The organism is Agrobacterium larrymoorei (genome assembly GCF_030819275.1).
GTDB classification, from domain to species: Bacteria; Pseudomonadota; Alphaproteobacteria; order Rhizobiales; family Rhizobiaceae; genus Agrobacterium; species Agrobacterium larrymoorei_B.
Window position 1 is genome coordinate 122,430 of sequence record NZ_JAUTBL010000001.1, and the last position, 18,335, is coordinate 140,764.

The following is an 18,335-nucleotide window of genomic DNA, read 5'->3' on the forward strand; positions in this document are numbered from 1 at the left end:
TGCCGTGTCTTAGTCGGACAAAGCCGACACAGGCTTTTCGAATTCAACCAGCGTTACGCCGCTTGTCTCTTGCTGGCACATAGCCTTGATCAGAGTCATGATCTTGTCTGCCGCTTCGACAGGCGGCACGCCACCATCACGAATATTGGAAATGCAGTTGCGTCGGGAATCTGGCAGTCCAGTCTCCGGTCCGAATGTGACATAGGCGCCAAGACTGTCGGCCGCCGAAAGGCCTGGCCGCTCGCCGATCAGGATCACCGCCACCTTTGCGCCGAGTGCCGCACCCACATCATCCGCCAGAGCGACCCTCGCCTGTGTGGCAAGAATGATCGGAGCCACCGTGAACCCTTCGCTTGCGAGCGCCTCGAGCAACGCCTTTGCGACCGGCACGGCATTTGTTTCCACAGCCGTTGCCGAGAGCCCGTCAGCGACCACCAAAGCAATATCGGCGCCCTTGACATGCCCGTCGATCGTCAGGCGACCCTCGTCTGACAGGGCGCGGCCGAAATCGGGTCTGCGCAGATATTCCGCACGATCCTTGGCGCGGCTTGCAACAAGAACGACATCTGCACCAGAAGCACGAAGGTCTCGCTCCACCCTATCTATATCCAGTGGCCGCCAAACAGCCTGACGCGCCTGTGCGTGATCCAGCAGAAATGTTTGGACGGCACGCGTTGGAAGGCTCGCACCTGTGCGACCGAGCGCAACGCGCGCCTCCGTTTCGGCGCGCAGGATCTTGAGACGTTCCGGTGGATCGGAGATGAGAGACGGCTGGCGTTCATGCATCAGGCGGCGCCCCTTCCAAGAAAATCGATTTCGAGAAGCTCACGGTTCATCAGCGCTGGGTTGTCGACCATGCGACCGGCAGCGTCCGTCACGCCCATCTTCACCAGCCACTCCTCGAACTCCGGCGCAGGCCGCCGCTTCAGCGTTTCACGGGCATAGATTGAATCGTGATGGGAAAGCGTCTGGTAGTTCAACATGACATCGTCTGACCCTGGCACTGTAATGACGAAGTTCACATTCGCGGCGCAGAGCATGGTCAGGAGAACGTCCATGTCTTCCTGGTCTGCATCGGCGTGGTTGGTATAGCAGACATCGACCCCCATCGGCAGGCCAAGCAGCTTTCCACAGAAATGATCCTCAAGGCCGGCGCGGATGATCTGCTTGCCATTATAAAGATATTCGGGGCCGATAAAACCAACGACCGTATTCACCAGAAGCGGTGAGAATTCACGCGCAACGGCATAGGCGCGGGCCTCCATCGTTTGCTGATCGACGCCGAAATGCGCGTCGGCCGAAAGCGCCGCACCCTGTCCTGTTTCGAAATACATCAGGTCATTACCGACAGTCCCGCGGTTCAGCGACAAACCGGCCTCATGCGCTTCTCGCAGGACGGCAAGATCGACGCCGAAACCTGCATTGGCTTTCTGGGATCCGGCAATCGACTGGAACACCAGATCGACGGGTGCCGCGCGCTCCATCGCCCGGATTGCCGTCGTCACATGCCCAAGGCAACAGGTCTGGGTGGGGATATCGAGCCATTGCCGCAGATCGTCAAGCAACTGCACGACACGGATATAGTCCGGCAAAGCACTCGTGGCGGGGTTTACGCCGATCACCGCATCGCCGCTGCCCAACAGCAACCCATCAATGGCAGAGATGGCAATGCCACGGGAACAATCCGTCGGATGATTTGGCTGATTGCGGGAGGACAGGTGGCCGGACAGACCGATTGTATTGCGAAAACGAGTTACGACTTCCCGTTTCGCCGATACCGCTACAAGATCCTGGAGACGCATGATCTTAGAGACCGCCGCCACCATCTCCGGTGTGAGACCCAAGGTCACCGCTTCCAGTTCCGGCTGCCCAACCTTGGAGTTGAGCAGCCATTCGCGAAATTCACCCACCGTCAACGAGGACACCGGCGCGAAGGCCTGTGCATCGTGCTGACGCGCAATCAGTGCCGAAACCTCATCCTCGTCGGAACTGATCAATTCCTGTTCGAGAAAAGTCGAAAGCGGCAGATCGGCCAACGCCATCTGTGCTGCCAATCTTTCCACCGGTCCGTCTGCGGCAATACCGGCAAGCTGATCCCCAGACCTTTCCGGCGTCGCTTTTGCCATCAAGGTTTTCAAATCGTCGAAACGATAGGTCGTCCCAGCGGCGATCTGTCGATATGCCATCCGTCCTCCTACTTCACGAAAGTCTTCGTCAGGCCCACCGTCCGGTCCACGATGAGAACGACGGCAAGCGTGAGCACAATTAGGAGAACTGAGATGGCCGCGACAAGGGGATCGGCCTGGGTTTCGACATGCTGATACATGGCGACGGGAAGAGTCGTAATGCGCGGACCGGTGAGAAACAGCGAAATCACCGCTTCATCGAAGGAAACGAGAAAAGACAGTGCGGCAGTTGCCACCACGCCCGGCGCGATCATCGGCAATGTAACCCGGCGGAACACCGTCAGTGGCGAAGCTCCCAGTGTTGACGCGGCCTCGTCAAAAATCAGCGGTAGGCCCGAAAGAGATGTGGTCAGCACCCGAAGAGCATATGGCAGTACGATGATGAGATGCGCTATCACCAGACCGGTGAAGGTACCGAGTAGGCCCGCACCAGCGAAGACGATCAGTATCGCTAGACCCAAAACGATCGTTGGCAGAAGCAGCGGAGCGGTAAAAATGGCGAGCAACGCATCGGCACCGATGACCCGCATCCGAACGATCGCGTAGGACGCGGGAAGCGCGATAAGCATGGCGAGAACAGTCACGACGCTGGCAAGGAGCGTGCTAACACCCAATGCGCTCATCATCTTCGAATTGTGCATGAGCTCGACATACCAACGCAAGCTCCAACCAGACGGCGGAAAAGCCATATAGCTGTCGGCAGAAAAGGAGATCGGCACCACAAGCACGACCGGCGCCAGCAGGAAAAGGAACATGACGAAAGAAATGATTTTGAGCGCCAACGGAACAGGTCGTTCTTCCATTTTCGAACTCCTTTAAAGAATAGCCCGAAGAAGTCGGGAATAGAGAACAAGGGCGGCACCAAAAATAACCAGAATGATCATCGAAAGCGTTGCTGCAAGAGGCCAGTTGAGTGTCACGATAGCCTGATCATAAATCTCCGTGGCCAGAAGAAAGACCCGCCCGCCCCCAAGGAGCTTGGGCGTGATGAATGAGCTGACAGCCAGAACGAAGGAAAGCAGGCAGCCAAGCGCGACCCCAGGCATTGTCAGCGGCACAATGACCCGCCAGAACACCTTCCACGGGGAAGCGCCAAGCGTCTCAGCCGCCTCTTCGATACGCGGATCAAGCCTGCCAAAACCTGCAAGCAGTGCCAAGATCATATAAGGCATCAGGATCTCGGTCAGACCAATGACAACGCCGATCTTGTTGAACAGTAGTCTCACGCCGTTTTCAGCACCCAGCGCGTGGAGGATATTGTTGATAAGGCCGTCATCCGCCAGGATCGCAATCCAGCCGTAAGTGCGCACCACGGCCGAGGTCAAAAGTGGCGAGATGACCAGTACGAGCAACAGCGTCTTCCACCGCCCCTGCGTCCGATGGAGATAGAGCGCGATTGGATAGGAGGCTACGAGTGTCAGAACCGTGATAAGAAGACTAGTCAGGATGCTCTGACCGATCAACTCGAGATAAAAACCATCCGTCAACGTCGACGACCAGTTGTCTAACGTGTACGCCTCTCCCAGACCGCCACCGCCAAGGCTTTCGCGGAAGGAAAGCAGGAGCAAGTTGAATACGGGCATCAGGAAGGCCAGTCCGTTGACCGCAATAATAGGCCCGAGAAGGAGCGTCGCGAGAAAAACGATCGAGGATGTGCGGCTGCCTGGAGCCGTGATCATGACCGAGGCTGTCATTGGTTTTCTCCAAAGACCAATGTGTCCTCGACGCGCCAGACGAGGCTGACACTGGCGCCAGTCGCCACAGGCGTTTCACCACCCGATGTTGCACGCTCAACGGACAAGGTCTGCCCCTCGGCAGCGATCTCGTAATGGAGAATGTCGCCAGCATAATAGACGTCGCGAACCTCACCAGAGATGCGGTTGATCGGAGCGCCATCGAAATCCGGCATGGTGTCCCCGGCAACGGTCATCGCCATGCGATGGGGGCGTATCATCAATTCGATCTTGCCGTTGTGCGACCCCGGCGTTCGCAGGACTGTGTCACCGACTGTGGTGTGATCGCCGACCGCTTGTCCAACCAGCCTGTTGGTGCGGCCAACGAAGGACGCAACGAAAGCCGTAGCCGGGCGCTCGTAGAGATCATGTGGTGTGCCAAGCTGTTCCAGTTTTCCACCATTCAAGACCGCAACCTTGTCACACATGCTCAGGGCTTCCACCTGATCATGCGTGACGAAAATGGAAGTGATACCGAGTTGTTTCTGGATACGGCGAATTTCAGCACGCATTTCGTCGCGTAGCTTGGCATCCAGGTTAGAGAGGGGCTCATCGAAAAGCAGAATGGAAGGTTCGATGACGAGGGCGCGCGCCAGCGCGACGCGCTGTTGCTGGCCACCCGACAGCTGTGCCGGACGCCGATCCTCCCGTCCTTCCAGACGCACCATCGCGATCGCTTCCCGTGCGCGGCGCTCGGCTTCGGGGGCCGGAATCTTGCGCATTTCAAGACCGAACATGACATTCTTAAGCACCGTCATGTGGGGGAACAGGGCGTAGCTTTGAAACACCAAGCCGATGTCGCGCTTGTAGGGTGCGAGCTTCGTCACGTCCGTTCCGTCGATCAAGATCGAGCCTGACGTGACAGGAGCAAGCCCGGCGATCATTCGCAATGACGTCGACTTGCCGCAACCGGAGGGGCCGAGAAAGGCCACTAGTTCGCCCTTCGCAATCTCCAGATTGAGATTATCCACGGCGATCACATTCTCATAGCGCTTGACCAGTGAACGTATCGAAAGAAATCCTGGCTGCATAACGTCTGAAGTTCCCATTCTTTTTTTGCTTTTCCCCAGACCATGCCTCACCGCGTCGGGCTACAGGACATGCGCTGGCTCTTTATGTGTGAGATCACGTCGAAATTTCCTGCGATTTCAGCAGGTTTCTGGCTTATCGGCCCTGATGGGCTCCAGCTTGGTGGAGTACCAAGGCTACATCCTTCCCACATCCCCCGAAAGGGATGTGGAAATCTTTCGGTGCGTCACATGGGCAAGATCAGCTTAGCGGCTAAGCGGAATAACCTTGCGACGCCAGTCCTGCGTGATCGCGTCGCGAACCTTCGAGAGACCGATCCAATCTACCGGGATAACCTTATCCATAGCCTTGACTACGGTGCGGTCAATGATCTCCGGGGCAACATGCGCCTTGGAATTGGTGGGGGCATAATACATAGCAGCGGTGAAGGCCGCTTGGGCCTCAGGGCTCAGAGCATAGTCCACAAACTTGCGCGCTGCGGCCGACGATGGCCCACCCTTGACGAGGTTGAGAGTGTTGATTTGCAGAATCGTCCCCTCCTTCGGCAGAACGACTTTCATCTTGCCGTTGGAGCCATCAGCATTCACTTGGCTTCGGGCGTTCCAGCCCACGCCGAGCGCAACCTGGCCGTTGACGACATTCGGATAAATTTCCGGCTTAGGCTCCCATGTCTGAATATTCGGAGCCACTTCACCCATGGCCTTGATGCCGGCGTCGATGTTCTTGATGAAATCAGTACCGCCGTTCATATGATCCATGATGATCGTGGTGCCGATACCGACGATATCAGGGGCGCTGAGCATGGCGACTTTGCCCTTGAGGGCGCTGTCTTTCAGGGCGTTCCAACTGTCAGGGGCCGTCTTGATTGCGTCGGTATTGTAGATGAGCACGAGATTGTCGAACGTCACGCCAACGCCTGCCACGCCTTCGAAACGGGCGTTCGGGTAGAGATCGGAGACGTTCTTGGTCACGCTTTCATCGATCTTGTCGAACAGGCCTTCGTCCGTGCCTGTCTTGGCCACGGAGACGTCCATCAAGGCGACATCAGACTGCGGAGCAGCCTTCTGGGCGCGCAAGGAGCCGAGCATGGCGGCAGAGCCTTGCTGAGGGAAATATTCGATCTTGATGTCGGGATTGGCAGCCATGAAAGGTTCGATGACGGCTTTGGTGTAGCGCTCTTGAAAAAGGCCGCTATAGCCGAGGAACGTCACGGTCTGCTGGGCGTGTGCCGGCAAGGCAGCCGCACCGAGCATGAGAATTCCACCTAGAAAAATAGATTTCTTCACTATCCTGTTCTCCTCTGTTGTTTTTTTGAAGTGGCGGACGAGTCCGCCACCCTAATGGTCGTGTCACGCCGTAAGCTTGGCCTGCACAAGCTTGTTGGCCCCGGAAATATCGGGGAGCTTCTCACCGTTACGCAGCCGCTCCAGAAGCACGATTTCGGCCTCCTGCATGCCGATAGCGCGTTCCGCCATGCCGCGCGCCTGGCTCGGATGAAGTGCAACAACGCCGCTTTCATCGCACAGGATCGCATCGCCGGGATTGATCATCTGGCCACCGACGCTGATAGGAACGTTAATCGCGCCTTCCATCCCAAGAATCTTGGTTGTGATCGGTGACGGACCACGGCACCACATGGGCATGTCCACTTTTGTAAACTCGGAGAAGTCCGTTGCAGGCCCATCGATGACGCCAGCTTTCACGCCTGCCATCTTCATCGTGTTGGTAATCACACCGCCCCAGCAGGCGTGGCGGGTATCACCACACCGGTCGATGAGGACGATATCCCCGGGGCGGACGAGTTGCGTCAGGTAGTGAAGCATGGTCGAATCCGCATTCGGAATGCGTAGCGTCACGGCGGTGCCGGCCACTCGCTTGCCAGGAAGCACCGCCCGAATATCGGGGTCGACGAAGCCAGAGTGTAGTACATGACCGATCGTGGCGACCTCGACCTGTTCCAGGAGTTCGATGACGTCCGCGCTGATCTGTTCCGGCATGGAATTAACGATAAACATGTGAATTTCTCCGATCAGAGAACGTGATGGTTTGCAACCGGCACGTTAGCGCGCACCTTGGCCGAATAGTCGAAGTCGAGGGTCACTCCAGCGGTTCCGACGCTGTCAGAGCACTGAGCGATGATGTGACCCCACGGATCTATCACCATGGAATGCCCCCAGCAGGCCTTCTTCCCGCCCGCATGGGTACCGATCTGACCAACAGCAAGAAAATAGGTCTGGGTTTCGACAGCGCGCGCTCGAGCCAGCACTTCCCAATGGTCTTTGCCCGTCATCAGCGTGAAGGCGGCCGGCAGGACGATCACGTCTGCGCCCTTGTCTCTCAAAGCGCGGAACAACTCCGGGAAACGGATATCGTAGCAAATGCCGCAGCCAACGGTCTTGTCGCCAACCTTATAGGTCACGACCTCCTCGCCACGGGCGACGGAGTCGGATTCGCGATAGCTGATACCATTCGGCGTATCGACGTCGAAAAGGTGAATTTTGCGATACCGTGCAATTTGCTGGCCATCGGGACCGAAGACCAGCGTCGAGTTGTAAAAGCGGTTGCCTTCCTTTTCCACGATGGAGCCGGCATGGAGCGTGATCGCATGCTTTTTTGCAAGCGCTGAAAGCAACGTATATATTTCGCCGCCGGGGAATTCCTCGCCGCTCTCATGCATCTCCTGCGGATTATCTCCAAGAAATGCAAAGTATTCAGGAAGGACAATGAGGTCTGGTCTATCGGCCTTTACTGCTTTTTCAATCAGATCAGCAGCAACCGCAAGATTTTCCGTCTTGTTATTTTGGGTGTTCATTTGAACAAGTGAGACTTTCACGTTGCTCTCCTCTCATGTTGCGAGGGGAATTAAGAAGTGGATCTTGCCCCATGACAAACGGAAAAACTCTATCAACACCCATAAGGTAAGCTTATGGATTAATCATTTTGCAATGCAGCACAAAATTTAAGCTGCGACGGTCATCCATGGCATGCTGGTTTCACCGACGATCTCTCTCGCCATATCGGCGATCGCTCGCGCCAGCGCGTTGTCGCCACGGTCCTGATAAACCGTGTGGAAGGTGAGAGGGGGCACAGGGGGCGCAATGTCGAGAATCCGCGCCTCACCTGATGTGATGATACCCTCTACCAGCACCCGCGGCAGCGCCCCCACGCCGACCGCCGTCGCCACCAAACGCGTCATGATCGAGAGCGAATTGGAATTGTAGATGCGGCTATCGGACAATCCGTGGGAATCGAGAAGCGCACGCAAAACTTGGTGGGGCTGCGATCCGGCGGAGAAGGTAAGCAGCGGAAAATGCGCGATATCTTCAAGCGTCACGCCCGTTTCCGGTAGCGGCAACTCGACCGCGCCCACCCAACAGGATTCAAAGGTACAGAGTGGGGAGTTACATATATCAGCAGCCATTATCGGACCCATGATAAAACCGACATCGACCTCACCGTTCTGAATGCGCTGAGAGAGTTTCAGGCTCGTGTCTATGGTCAGGTCCAGACTGATACCGGGATATTGTTCATTCACTCGCCGGATGAGCAGCGGCAGCCAGGCGTATACGATCGTATCTGCCGCACCGATCCTCACCGTGCCTCTCAAAGCCTCCCGGCTGCTGACGATCTGGCGGAACTCGCCAGTGAGATTGACGATCTTTTCGGCATGCTGCAGCGCCAGACGACCAGCCGGCGTCAGGTTGACACATCGCACATCGCGCGTGAACAGCACAACGCCAAGCTCGCGCTCCAGAGCGGCGATACGATTGGAAACAGAGGCTTGGGTCGTGTGCAATCGTTCCGCCGTCGCTGAAAAGCTGTTTAGACGCGCTGCCCAAAGGAAGGTTTCGAGAAATCGTGTGTTCATGGAATGGAATGTCCTCGCATGTCTCCGGTCCCCCTTTTCGTGACTGAAACGTGGGGAATGTTAGTGCATGCTCCGTCTTCTTGCCAACGGCGCTGGTGTGGCCAGTCTGGGCGTTGCCAGGCATGAGCAAGGCAAATCATCATCGATGCATCGTGCATTCGCCGGGTCGGCGGCAGCACGAGCGTGTAGCTCAATCTCAAAGCCGTCATCGACAGGTGGCCAAAAGCGTGTAAGGCGGTAACGGTCTTATGAGGCCGGTGTCAGAGGACGCGCGTTTCAGACGCGTCACATCTCTGCAAGGGCCTTGAGCAGCATGATATCGTCCTTTCCGCTGATGGCGTTTGCGTCCGTCTGAACCACATACTCGACGACGGCAGAGATGCCTCCGAGATGCTCTTTGAGCAATCTTGCGGCTTCATCGTCGTCACGGGCCTTGAGTGCGGCATAGAGCGCCTCGTGCTCTTCGATGACTTCATCGAAATAGCCCATTTTGGGAAAGCCGCGACGGCGCACGCGATCAAGCTGGCCTGTCGCATTGTGGATTGTCTGCCAGACGTTCGGAAAGCCGGCGATCCGGCACAGGAGCCGGTGAAATTCGTTGTCGACCTTGAATGCCTCATTGACGTCTCGCCGCTTGGCGGCGTCCTGCTGGCGGAAAAGCAGAAGGTCGAGGTCGCGTTCATAGACCGGATCGAAACTGCGCGCCGTGAGCCTGATGGTGCGCATCTCGAGGCTTGAGCGGACCAGATGCCCTTCTATCACCTTGCGCATGACGATCTTGTTGACGAAGGTGCCGCCGCTCGGGACGATGTTGACGAGGCCTTCCTGCGCAAGGCGCAAAACTGCCTCCCGCATCGGCGTTCGAGAAATGCCAAGTTCGGCACAGGTCTCTTTCTCGTTCAGCGTCTCGCCGGGCAAGAGTTTCATCGTGATGATCGCATCGCGGATGATGTTATAGGCCCACAGCGCCTTGGGCAGGTTAGCGCCCTCCACCGCATCCAAATCGCCCAGTCCCAACTTCGCGTGAGAATTCACTACAGCCCTCTTTTGCACAGTTCGAAGTATTGCAGCACCCTAGCACATCGCCCCACATTCTTGCCACGAGACGACGCTGGAGCATGAGCCTCAGATTGCATTGGCGAGATCAAGCGTCATTGCAAGGAGAACCCTGGCACCCGCCGCGACCTGATCCGGCTCGCACCACTCTTTCTCGCTATGGGAAATTCCATCCTTGCACGGCACGAAGATGATCGCCGTGGGGCAGATATGCGTCATCGAAAGGGCATCATGGGCCGTGAGTGTCGGCAGCATCATGGATTTGTAGCCGAGGCGCTCCGCCGCTTCCAAAATCTGGCCGGAAAGTTCCTCCGAGAGATCAAGGCGTTGGCGATAATGCGACGTGGTGGCGTCGATCGCAAGTCCGGTCTCCTCCGCAATCCGCGCAGCGGCAGACTCGATGCGGTCAATGATCGCCGCCCGGCCCGCCTCCGTCGCATGAACGGCAACATAAGACAGCTTGGTCAGGTGCGGAATGTTGACACGGTTGTTCGGCCAGTTCCGGATCACGGTGGCGCTAACCATTCCATCGGGCTCGTTTTCCGCCCCTATCGCCTCTATTTCGAGAATAAGTCTTGCGGCGGCGACCAGCGCATTGCGCCGTTTTGACATCGGCGCCGTCTGCGAATGACCGTTCTCACCGCTGATATCGATAAACCCGCTGCATCCCCAGGAACTGTTGGAGACGGCGGCGATCATCGCACCGGCCTCCTCCATCTCCGCACCCTGCTCGATATGCAGTTCCAGATATCGATGTACCGCTCGAACGCCAACTGGAAGTGACCCGGCATAACCGATGCGCGAAAGCTCATCCCCGAGGCAAACGCCGCCATCGTCCCTGCGCGACAAAGCGTCATCGAGGGGCAAAAGCCCGGCAAAGATGCCTGACCCCATGACACCCGGCTGAAAGCGCGCGCCCTCCTCATTGGTAAAATTGGCGATCTCGATTGCCCGCCTGGTCGTGATGCCTTTGGCATTCAGCGCCCGCACGACCGCAAGACCAGCAAGCACGCCGAGCACGCCGTCGAACTTGCCGCCAGGCATCTGGGTGTCGAGATGGCTGCCAATCATGAGCGGCGGCAAGGACGGGTCTTCCCCGTCCCGCCGTGCAAACATGTTGCCGATCGCATCGACAGTAACAGCAAGACCGGCCTCTTGCGCCCAGTAGCGAAACAGATTTCGCCCTTCCCTGTCCGCATCCGAAAGTGCCGGGCGAAAACTGCCGCCACCCTGCGTGCCGCCAATTGCCCCCATCGTCATGATGTCGGCCCACAGGCGCTCGGTGTCGATGTCTGGAGACTGGGTCATGGTCTATCCCCCGATGGTCAGGAAAAGTGTATGCGCGATCAGTTCGTTTCGTTCAGCACTGCTTCGAGCGTCTTGAGGAAGATGTCGGCGTGCTCGCGGCCAAACGGCAGCGGTGGACGGATCTTCAACGTATTTCCATGGATGCCAGCCGCGCTGATCAGCACACGATGCTCTCGCATGCGATTGACGACCGCGAGCGAGCGAGCGCCATCCGGAACGCGGCTCACGCGATCCTTGACGAACTCCAGGCCGAGAAACAGCCCGACTCCCCGTACATCGCCGATGCACTCGAACGACTGCTGGAGCTTGCGCATGCCCTCCAGCATGTAGTCGCCGGTCGATACCGCATTGCTCATCAGGCCTTCATCACCAATGATGTCAAGGACTGCGTTGGCCGCAGCGATCGAAACTTGGTTGGCGCCGAATGTGTTGAAATAGCGAATGTCTTGGCCAAAACGCTCCTGCACCTCGCTCTTCATCACAGCTGCGGCGATCGGCAGGCCATTGCCCATCGGCTTGCCCATGACAGCGATGTCGGGGACGATGCCATGGCGCATGAAACCCCACATATGCGAGCCGGTGCGGCCAAAACCTGGCTGGACTTCGTCGGCAATGTAGAGCGCGCCAGCCTCATGCACGACGTCCAGCGTTTTCTGGAGAAAACCAACAGGCTCTGAAAATATTCCATCGGTTGAGAAGATGCTATCGGCGATAAAGGCGGCAGGCTTGATCCCGCGACGCTGCATGAAGGCAATCGCTTTGGATATCTCCGTTGCAAATGTCTCGCCCACATCCTTCCCGTCCGCACGGTAGGCATCCGGTGCTGGTACCGTAATCACATGCATTCCGAGCGGCATGTTGGGACCAAGCGAGGGCGAGATAGCGGCCGTTGTTGCCGTTGTGCCGTGATAGGCGTTTTCTGTGATGATAATGCCGGTGCCACCGGTATAGTAGCAGGCAATCCGCATCGCCAGATCAACCGCCTCGCTACCGGTGCAGCAATACATGACCCGGCTCAACTCCTCCGGAAACGTAGCCAGCAGCCTCTGGGAATAGTCGAGGATCGTGTCGTCAAGATAGCGTGTGTGGGTGTTCAACACTGCGGCTTGTTCAGCAATCGCCGCAACAACGCGCGGGTGGCAATGGCCGACCGAAGGCACATTGTTGTAGGCATCAAGATAGGCATTGCCCTCCGGATCATAAAGCCAGACGCCTTCGCCGCGTACAAGATGCAGCGGATGCTCGTAAAACAGTCGATAGGACGGGCCGAGCATCGCCTGGCGGCGTTCGATCATCAGCCGCTCGCGCTCTGGCAGGCTGCCGAGCCGCGACGCATCGAAGCCATTGATCATGGTTATGGCCGGCTTGTTCATCTCTGTCTCTCCCTTGGCGATCAAGCGCGGCAGGCCGCCGCCAGACGCGCCACGATGTCATTCTTCGAAATTGCATCAAGCCTGGCAAACTGCGCCCAGACGGTGGGACTGTTGCGGGTATAACGCTCCCTGTATTTGGGAAATAACCTTGCCTGCCATTCCTGTATCGCAAGCCGCATCAGCATGCGTGTCTCGACAGCCGGATAAAGCAGTTCGAGTTCGTGAGCCGAAAGCGTCTTCTGCGTCGCATAGCCTTTCAGAAAATCGCACATCGCCTCGACTGGGTCCTCGGCATCGCCCATCTGATAGGCGGCACCCACAGCGACATCGAACAAGACCGGCGCGTGGACCATATCACCGAAATCGATGATGCCACTGATCTCGTCCGGATTATCCTTACTGACGAGGATGTTCTCCATGTTGAAATCGTTGTGGACGACCTGCGCTGGCAGGGCACCCATCCGCGGCACAACCAGATTTTCGAAATCGTCCATGGTCCGTTGCAGCCGCGCCCGTTGTGCCTCGCTGTCGAAGATGGATAGCAATTCGCGAAGCCCCGCCGCATGCGACATGTCCCAGGTGATGCGATGACCGGCGGCCTCGTGGGTAAACCCTTGCAACGCCTTTTGCATGCGACCGAGCAAGACGCCGACGCGATAGCGCTGGATTGCCGAATGCGGCTGCGATTTCTGCGATACGCCTGGAACGAACGTAACCATACGCACACCTCGCGTGCCGCCTTCATCGTCCGTCATGCGAAAATCCGCCTCACCGTTTCGTGTGCGAATGATCCGCTGGATCGGAATACCAGGATCTGCAGCCTCCACATGGAGAAGCGCCTGGCTGTGCATACTGGTCATGGCCGGATTTTCTGCGGGGTTGAGGATCTTGAGAAGATATTCCGTGCCATCTGCAAGCGTCAGGCGGTAGTTGCTGTCCTTCTCGCCCCACAGCCATTCCGCTCTCCCGTCGAGCCCGTACTTCTCCCGTGCGATACGCTCTGCCTGATCCGCTAGCACGGTGGTCGCGCTCGTCTTCAGTTCAGCGCCAAGCCCGCTTGCCGTCCCTTGGTGTGCCTTGGAGGCCATGTCCCATTCCCGATACTGCAATTGAATAATCGTCACGGAGGCCATCTGGGCCTCCGAGCTGTGTCTTAAGGTTAGGAGAGCCGCGGCGCGCCGATCAGCTCTTCCGGATAGGCGGATTGATAAGCCGCAGCCAGTGCCAACACGATGTCATCACGATAGCGCGGGCCGACAAACTGCAGACCGATCGGCAATCCACCTGCATCGAAGCCGCAGGGCACCGAGACTGCTGGTTGACCGGTCATGTTGAACGGATAGGTGAAGGGCGACCAGTCGGACCAGTCCTTGCCTTCGATACCCCCTGGGAAATCAACGCCAGCCTCGATTGCAGTCGTCGGCATCGTCGGCAGCATGAGCGCGTCATAGGTCTCATGAAACAGCGCCATCGTCACCTTGAGGTCAGCCCTGACCTGTTCGGCGGCGACATAGTCACGGGCGGTATAGGTGCAACCTTTTTCGTAGATGCGGATCAAGCCCGGATCCATAAGCATCTTCTGTTCTTGCGTCGGATTGATCATTTCGACGGTGCGGGCCTCGGCAGCGTACCACAGGGCAAGAAGAGCATCCTGCGGATTGGAGAAGCCTGGATCGACCTCTTCTATAATTGCGCCCATGTCGGCGAGCCGCGAAGCGGCACGCTCAACGGCAGCGGCCACGTCCGGCTGGACCTCGGCATAACCGAGATTGCGACTGTAGCCGATCTTCATGCCCTTGACGCTCGCGGCCTTCGCAGCGTCACGCCAATTCGGAACCGGACTGGGGCAATAGCCATACATTGCCTTTGGCGTCGGACCGGTCGTCGCGTTCATGAACAGCGCGGCGTCCTCTACGGTCCGTGTGAGCGGACCGCGATGCGCAAGCTCGAACAGTGGCGTCGGCGTATCGGAAGGGATCCAGCCATAGGTCGGCTTGATACCGAATGTTCCGCAGAAAGAGGCTGGAATACGGATGGAGCCTGCGCCGTCAGACCCCTCATGCAGGACACCCATGTTGAGCGCAGCCGCGACCGCTGCACCGCCAGACGAGCCGCCGGATGCACGGTCCGTGCGCCACGGGTTCAGGGTATTTCCGAAAGCAGGACCGTGGGTAACGCCCTTCCAGCCGAATTCCGGCGATGTCGTCGTGCCCAGTATAGTGACGCCAGCGCCGCGCAGGCGCTCCATGATGAGGAATTCCTTCTCGGACGGCGTGGTCGCACCAAGCGCCGATCCGCGCCGCCACGGAATACCCTTGACCGGGGTCAGTTCCTTGATCGTCGTCGGCGCACCATCGATGGGCGAAAGCGGCTCACCCTTTTTCCAGCGCTCTTCGGATGCCTTGGCTTCCGCCAGTGCCAGCTCCGGCACGACATAGGCGAAGGCGTTGACGCTCGGGTTGAATGCCTCGATCCGCGCCAGCGACGCCTTGGCGGCCTCCACCGGGGATGCCTTGCCGGAGGCGAAGAGTTCGGAAAGCTGCGCCGCCGTCATCTCGCCGAGGTCGGTACTGTTCACTACACCCATGATCTCTTTCCTCTTCTCTTTAGGCTCGTGTCGCTTGAACCGTATCGAGCGCACGACGGACAGCGCCGAACATGTCGTCGATCTGCTCGGCGGTGATGATCAGAGGCGGGCAGAAGCAAATGGCTTCGCCGATATTGCGGATGATCAGACCTTCGTTCTGGCACGCCGCCGCCACCGCCGCAGCGGCGTCGCCTGTATTGGCGTCCTCCCATGGGTTGATCTCCAACGCACCGATCAGCCCGATGCCGCGCGAGGAATGCACGAGCGGATGTTCGGCAAGTTCTGCCAGTCCGCCCAAGAACTTTCCTTCCAGCCGGGCGGCGTTGCCGACGAGGTCGCGTTCCTGGATGATCTTCAGGTTTTCGAGACCGACGGCGGTCGCGACCGGATGGCCGGACGCGGTAAATCCGTGACCGAAGACGCCAATGCGGTCAGATTCATCGGCGATTGGCTGATAGAAACGGTCGTTCATGATGATTGCCGACAGCGGCATGTAAGACGACGAGATTTGCTTTGACACAACCAGAACATCTGGCTCGATGCCGAGCGTCTCGCAGGCGAACATCTTGCCGGTGCGACCGAAACCACAGATGACTTCATCAGCGACGAGAAGAATATCGTATTTCTTCAGAATGTCTTGAACACCGGCCCAGTAACCGTTCGGCGGCACCAGCACGCCGCCAGCGCCCATCACTGGCTCCCCCCAGAAAGCCGCGATCGTTTCCGGACCTTCCTTCAGAATGAGCTCTTCCAGATCCTTCAGCATGCGCTTGGTGAAATCAGCTTCGCTCTCACCTTCCAATCCGAAATGCACATAGGATGGGCATGACGTGTGGATCATCCTGTCAAGCGGCAGGTCGAAGCTTTCATGGTTGCGCGGAAGACCCGTAATTGAGCCGGAAGCGATGGTGACACCATGATAGCCTTTGATCCGGCCGATGATTTTCTTCTTGTCCTTTTTGCCAAGCGCATTGGAACGGTACCAGACCATCTTGCAGGCAAGGTCGTTGGCTTCCGAACCCGATGAGGTAAAATGCACCTTCGACATCGGCACGGGAGCGAGTTTGATCAACATCTCCGCCAGATCGACCGAAGGCCCATGGGTCTTGTAAGCAAAAGTGTGGTAATAGGGCAGCTTTTCCATCTGCGCCTTGGCAACTTCGGCAAGGCGCTTTTCGCCGAAGCCAAGCGCCACCGACCAAAGCCCAGCAAGCCCCTCGATGTAACGTTTTCCATTATTGTCGATGACATAGATGCCGTCACCGCTTTCGATCACGAGGCCGCCGGATTTCTCGTATTTCCGAAGATTGACCATCGGATGCATGTGATAGGCCATGTCGCGAGCTTCAACAGAGTTTGGCATGATTGTCATGTACTGCTCCACAAACGGGCTCTTTTGCCCAACCAGGTTGATATCGACGAGCCTAGCGATCTGATTTTGACACTTGCTGCCGCTTGCAGAAGCCTTGAGGGCAAATGTCAAATTCATTCCACTAGGCCATCATTAATGCTTCCTTCGCCCGACCGGGAATGGCCTCGATCAGGCTTTTCGTATAGGGGTGCTGGGGTTTATCGAAGATCGCGCTACCGCTGCCAATTTCGACGACCTCACCCTTCTGCATCACCATCACGCGGTCGCAGATCTTTGCTGCGACGCGCAGATCGTGGGTGATGAAGACGAGGGAAAGGTCGAGATCTTTCTTCAGCTGACCCAGCAGTTCCAAAACCTGGGCCTGGATCGAAACATCGAGTGCCGAAACGGCCTCATCGGCAATGATGATCTCAGGCTCTAGTGCCAGCGCCCGTGCAATGCCGATGCGCTGCCGCTGGCCTCCGGAAAATTCGTGGGGGAAACGGTTCGTCGCCTTCGGATCGAGACCAACCATCTCCATCAGTTCGGCGGCGCGTGCCAACGCCTTCTTTTCGTCCTCGCCATAGGCAATCGGTCCTGAAGCGATGATGCGCCCGACCTTTTCGCGTGGATTGAGCGATGAATAGGGATCCTGAAAGATCATCTGAATGCGCCGGCGCATGGCCCGGAGGGCTTCGCCTTTCAAGTGCGCCATGTCCTGACCGCTGAGCAGGATACGCCCGCCATCAGGGTCCTGCAACCGCACGAGGCAACGCCCCACCGAGGACTTGCCAGATCCGCTCTCGCCGACGATGCCCAGCGTTTCCCCGCGGCCAAGCGTGAAGGACACGTTGTTGACCGCATGCACCTCACGCGCCTTGGAGAACAGTCCGCCACCCATCCGATAGATTTTCGACAAATTCTCGACAGCAAGCAAGGGCTCCCGGTTGCCGACATGCTTCACACCTTCGCCGGGTCGCGGGATCGCCGCGATCAGCTTTTTCGTATAGGGATGCCGTGGCGAGAACAGCACCTCTTCCGCCGTACCCTGCTCAACAATCCGGCCGAGTTGCATGACGCTGACATAGTCAGCAATCTCGGCGACGACGCCAAAATCGTGAGTGATGAACATCACCGCCATGTTGCGCTCTTTCTGGAGCCGGGCAATGAGTTTCAGGATCTGTGCCTGTGTCGTGACATCGAGCGCCGTGGTCGGCTCGTCGGCGATCAGCACTTCCGGCTCCAGCGCCAGCGCCATGGCAATCATGACGCGCTGACGCTGGCCGCCGGAAAGCTGGAACGGGTAGCTTTCTGCGGCTCGTTGCGGATCGGGCAGCCCGACTTCCGTCAACAGTGAGAGAGCCCTTTCGCGTCGCTCCTTTGGCGTCAGTAAACCATGCGCCTCGAAGACTTCCTCGATCTGTGGCGAAATCTTCATCAGCGGGTTGAGCGCCGACATCGGTTCTTGGAAGATCATCGCCACCCGGCGCCCGCGAACGGCGTAAAGCGCATCCGCTGGCATGGTGATCAGATCCGTAGCACCAAGCAGGATACGGCCCTGCGCCACACGAACCGTCTCAGGCAACAGCCCCATCAGCGCATTGGCGGACATGGATTTGCCGGAGCCGCTTTCGCCCACCACGCAGAGCATCTCGCCGGGAAAGAGCTTGAAGCTCACACGATCGACGGCATAGGGTCGATCCGCGCCATCCGGCAGCGCGATACTCAGCCTGTCGATATGCACGACGGGTTCGCCCTGCCCTTCTTTCTCCAGCGCACCCGGATGGATAATGGCGGCAGCCTCGTCAACTGTCATGGTCTCGGCGTCGATAGTTTCTGCCATG

At 58.0% G+C, this 18,335-nt stretch carries 16 protein-coding genes; all 16 read right to left on the reverse strand.

What is annotated here, in order from left to right; genetic code table 11:
- Window positions 1-9: 9 nt before the first annotated feature.
- The 16 genes from eutC to QE408_RS00630 all read right to left on the reverse strand — a co-directional run bounded on the left by eutC (window position 10) and on the right by QE408_RS00630 (window position 18,334).
- On the reverse strand, window positions 10-786 hold the full coding sequence (eutC, locus tag QE408_RS00555) for an ethanolamine ammonia-lyase subunit EutC (RefSeq protein WP_306927597.1): 777 nt from the start codon (window positions 784-786) through the stop codon (window positions 10-12).
- The gene (locus QE408_RS00560; protein WP_306927599.1) at window positions 786-2,186 is read right to left on the reverse strand and encodes an ethanolamine ammonia-lyase subunit EutB; all 1,401 of its coding nucleotides are present in this window, start codon (window positions 2,184-2,186) and stop codon (window positions 786-788) included. The genes eutC and QE408_RS00560 overlap by 1 nt, the downstream gene beginning before the upstream one ends.
- 8 nt (window positions 2,187-2,194) lie before the next feature.
- Window positions 2,195-2,989, reverse strand: a complete 795-nt coding sequence (locus QE408_RS00565) for an ABC transporter permease (RefSeq protein WP_306927601.1) — start codon at window positions 2,987-2,989, stop codon at window positions 2,195-2,197.
- Between the two features lie 12 nt (window positions 2,990-3,001).
- On the reverse strand, window positions 3,002-3,880 hold the full coding sequence (locus QE408_RS00570; RefSeq protein ID WP_306927604.1) for an ABC transporter permease: 879 nt from the start codon (window positions 3,878-3,880) through the stop codon (window positions 3,002-3,004).
- Window positions 3,877-4,950, reverse strand: a complete 1,074-nt coding sequence (locus tag QE408_RS00575) for an ABC transporter ATP-binding protein (RefSeq protein ID WP_306927606.1) — start codon at window positions 4,948-4,950, stop codon at window positions 3,877-3,879. Before QE408_RS00575 ends, QE408_RS00570 begins: the two co-directional genes overlap by 4 nt.
- 243 nt (window positions 4,951-5,193) lie before the next feature.
- Complete coding sequence (locus tag QE408_RS00580) at window positions 5,194-6,234, reverse strand: ABC transporter substrate-binding protein (RefSeq protein ID WP_306927607.1); 1,041 nt, start codon at window positions 6,232-6,234, stop codon at window positions 5,194-5,196.
- Between the two features lie 63 nt (window positions 6,235-6,297).
- Entirely contained in the window at window positions 6,298-6,963 is a 666-nt protein-coding gene (locus QE408_RS00585; RefSeq protein WP_306927610.1) for an RraA family protein, read from the reverse strand.
- A gap of 14 nt (window positions 6,964-6,977) precedes the next feature.
- Complete coding sequence (locus QE408_RS00590; RefSeq protein WP_306927612.1) at window positions 6,978-7,781, reverse strand: carbon-nitrogen hydrolase family protein; 804 nt, start codon at window positions 7,779-7,781, stop codon at window positions 6,978-6,980.
- Window positions 7,782-7,907: 126 nt separating this feature from the next.
- A complete protein-coding gene (locus tag QE408_RS00595; protein WP_306927614.1) occupies window positions 7,908-8,816 on the reverse strand; it encodes a LysR family transcriptional regulator in 909 nt (302 codons plus the stop codon).
- Window positions 8,817-9,101: 285 nt separating this feature from the next.
- Window positions 9,102-9,851, reverse strand: coding sequence for a GntR family transcriptional regulator (locus QE408_RS00600; RefSeq protein ID WP_306927616.1), 750 nt, complete (start codon window positions 9,849-9,851; stop codon window positions 9,102-9,104).
- 90 nt (window positions 9,852-9,941) lie between these two features.
- Window positions 9,942-11,180, reverse strand: a complete 1,239-nt coding sequence (locus tag QE408_RS00605; protein WP_306927618.1) for a Zn-dependent hydrolase — start codon at window positions 11,178-11,180, stop codon at window positions 9,942-9,944.
- 38 nt (window positions 11,181-11,218) lie between these two features.
- Window positions 11,219-12,553 (reverse strand): aspartate aminotransferase family protein, encoded by a 1,335-nt coding sequence (locus tag QE408_RS00610; RefSeq protein WP_373465473.1) that lies wholly within the window; start codon window positions 12,551-12,553, stop codon window positions 11,219-11,221.
- Window positions 12,554-12,573: 20 nt separating this feature from the next.
- Complete coding sequence (locus QE408_RS00615) at window positions 12,574-13,686, reverse strand: phosphotransferase (protein ID WP_306927620.1); 1,113 nt, start codon at window positions 13,684-13,686, stop codon at window positions 12,574-12,576.
- Between the two features lie 26 nt (window positions 13,687-13,712).
- Window positions 13,713-15,140, reverse strand: a complete 1,428-nt coding sequence (locus QE408_RS00620) for an amidase (RefSeq protein ID WP_306927622.1) — start codon at window positions 15,138-15,140, stop codon at window positions 13,713-13,715.
- A 19-nt stretch (window positions 15,141-15,159) separates the two neighbouring features.
- Window positions 15,160-16,512 (reverse strand): aspartate aminotransferase family protein, encoded by a 1,353-nt coding sequence (locus tag QE408_RS00625; protein WP_306927623.1) that lies wholly within the window; start codon window positions 16,510-16,512, stop codon window positions 15,160-15,162.
- A 121-nt stretch (window positions 16,513-16,633) separates the two neighbouring features.
- Window positions 16,634-18,334 (reverse strand): ABC transporter ATP-binding protein, encoded by a 1,701-nt coding sequence (locus QE408_RS00630; protein ID WP_306927625.1) that lies wholly within the window; start codon window positions 18,332-18,334, stop codon window positions 16,634-16,636.
- Window position 18,335 lies beyond the last annotated feature (1 nt).

Bases quoted from the DNA above. Each gene is read 5' to 3' on its own strand.
- eutC (WP_306927597.1), bottom strand. From the start codon at position 786: ATGCATGAACGCCAGCCGTCTCTCATCTCCGATCCACCGGAACGTCTC.
- QE408_RS00560 (WP_306927599.1), bottom strand. From the start codon at position 2,186: ATGGCATATCGACAGATCGCCGCTGGGACGACCTATCGTTTCGACGAT.
- QE408_RS00565 (WP_306927601.1), bottom strand. From the start codon at position 2,989: ATGGAAGAACGACCTGTTCCGTTGGCGCTCAAAATCATTTCTTTCGTC.
- QE408_RS00570 (WP_306927604.1), bottom strand. From the start codon at position 3,880: ATGACAGCCTCGGTCATGATCACGGCTCCAGGCAGCCGCACATCCTCG.
- QE408_RS00575 (WP_306927606.1), bottom strand. From the start codon at position 4,950: ATGCAGCCAGGATTTCTTTCGATACGTTCACTGGTCAAGCGCTATGAG.
- QE408_RS00585 (WP_306927610.1), bottom strand. From the start codon at position 6,963: ATGTTTATCGTTAATTCCATGCCGGAACAGATCAGCGCGGACGTCATC.
- QE408_RS00595 (WP_306927614.1), bottom strand. From the start codon at position 8,816: ATGAACACACGATTTCTCGAAACCTTCCTTTGGGCAGCGCGTCTAAAC.
- QE408_RS00605 (WP_306927618.1), bottom strand. From the start codon at position 11,180: ATGACCCAGTCTCCAGACATCGACACCGAGCGCCTGTGGGCCGACATC.
- QE408_RS00610 (WP_373465473.1), bottom strand. From the start codon at position 12,553: ATGAACAAGCCGGCCATAACCATGATCAATGGCTTCGATGCGTCGCGG.
- QE408_RS00615 (WP_306927620.1), bottom strand. From the start codon at position 13,686: ATGGCCTCCGTGACGATTATTCAATTGCAGTATCGGGAATGGGACATG.
- QE408_RS00620 (WP_306927622.1), bottom strand. From the start codon at position 15,140: ATGGGTGTAGTGAACAGTACCGACCTCGGCGAGATGACGGCGGCGCAG.
- QE408_RS00625 (WP_306927623.1), bottom strand. From the start codon at position 16,512: ATGACAATCATGCCAAACTCTGTTGAAGCTCGCGACATGGCCTATCAC.
- QE408_RS00630 (WP_306927625.1), bottom strand. From the start codon at position 18,334: ATGGCAGAAACTATCGACGCCGAGACCATGACAGTTGACGAGGCTGCC.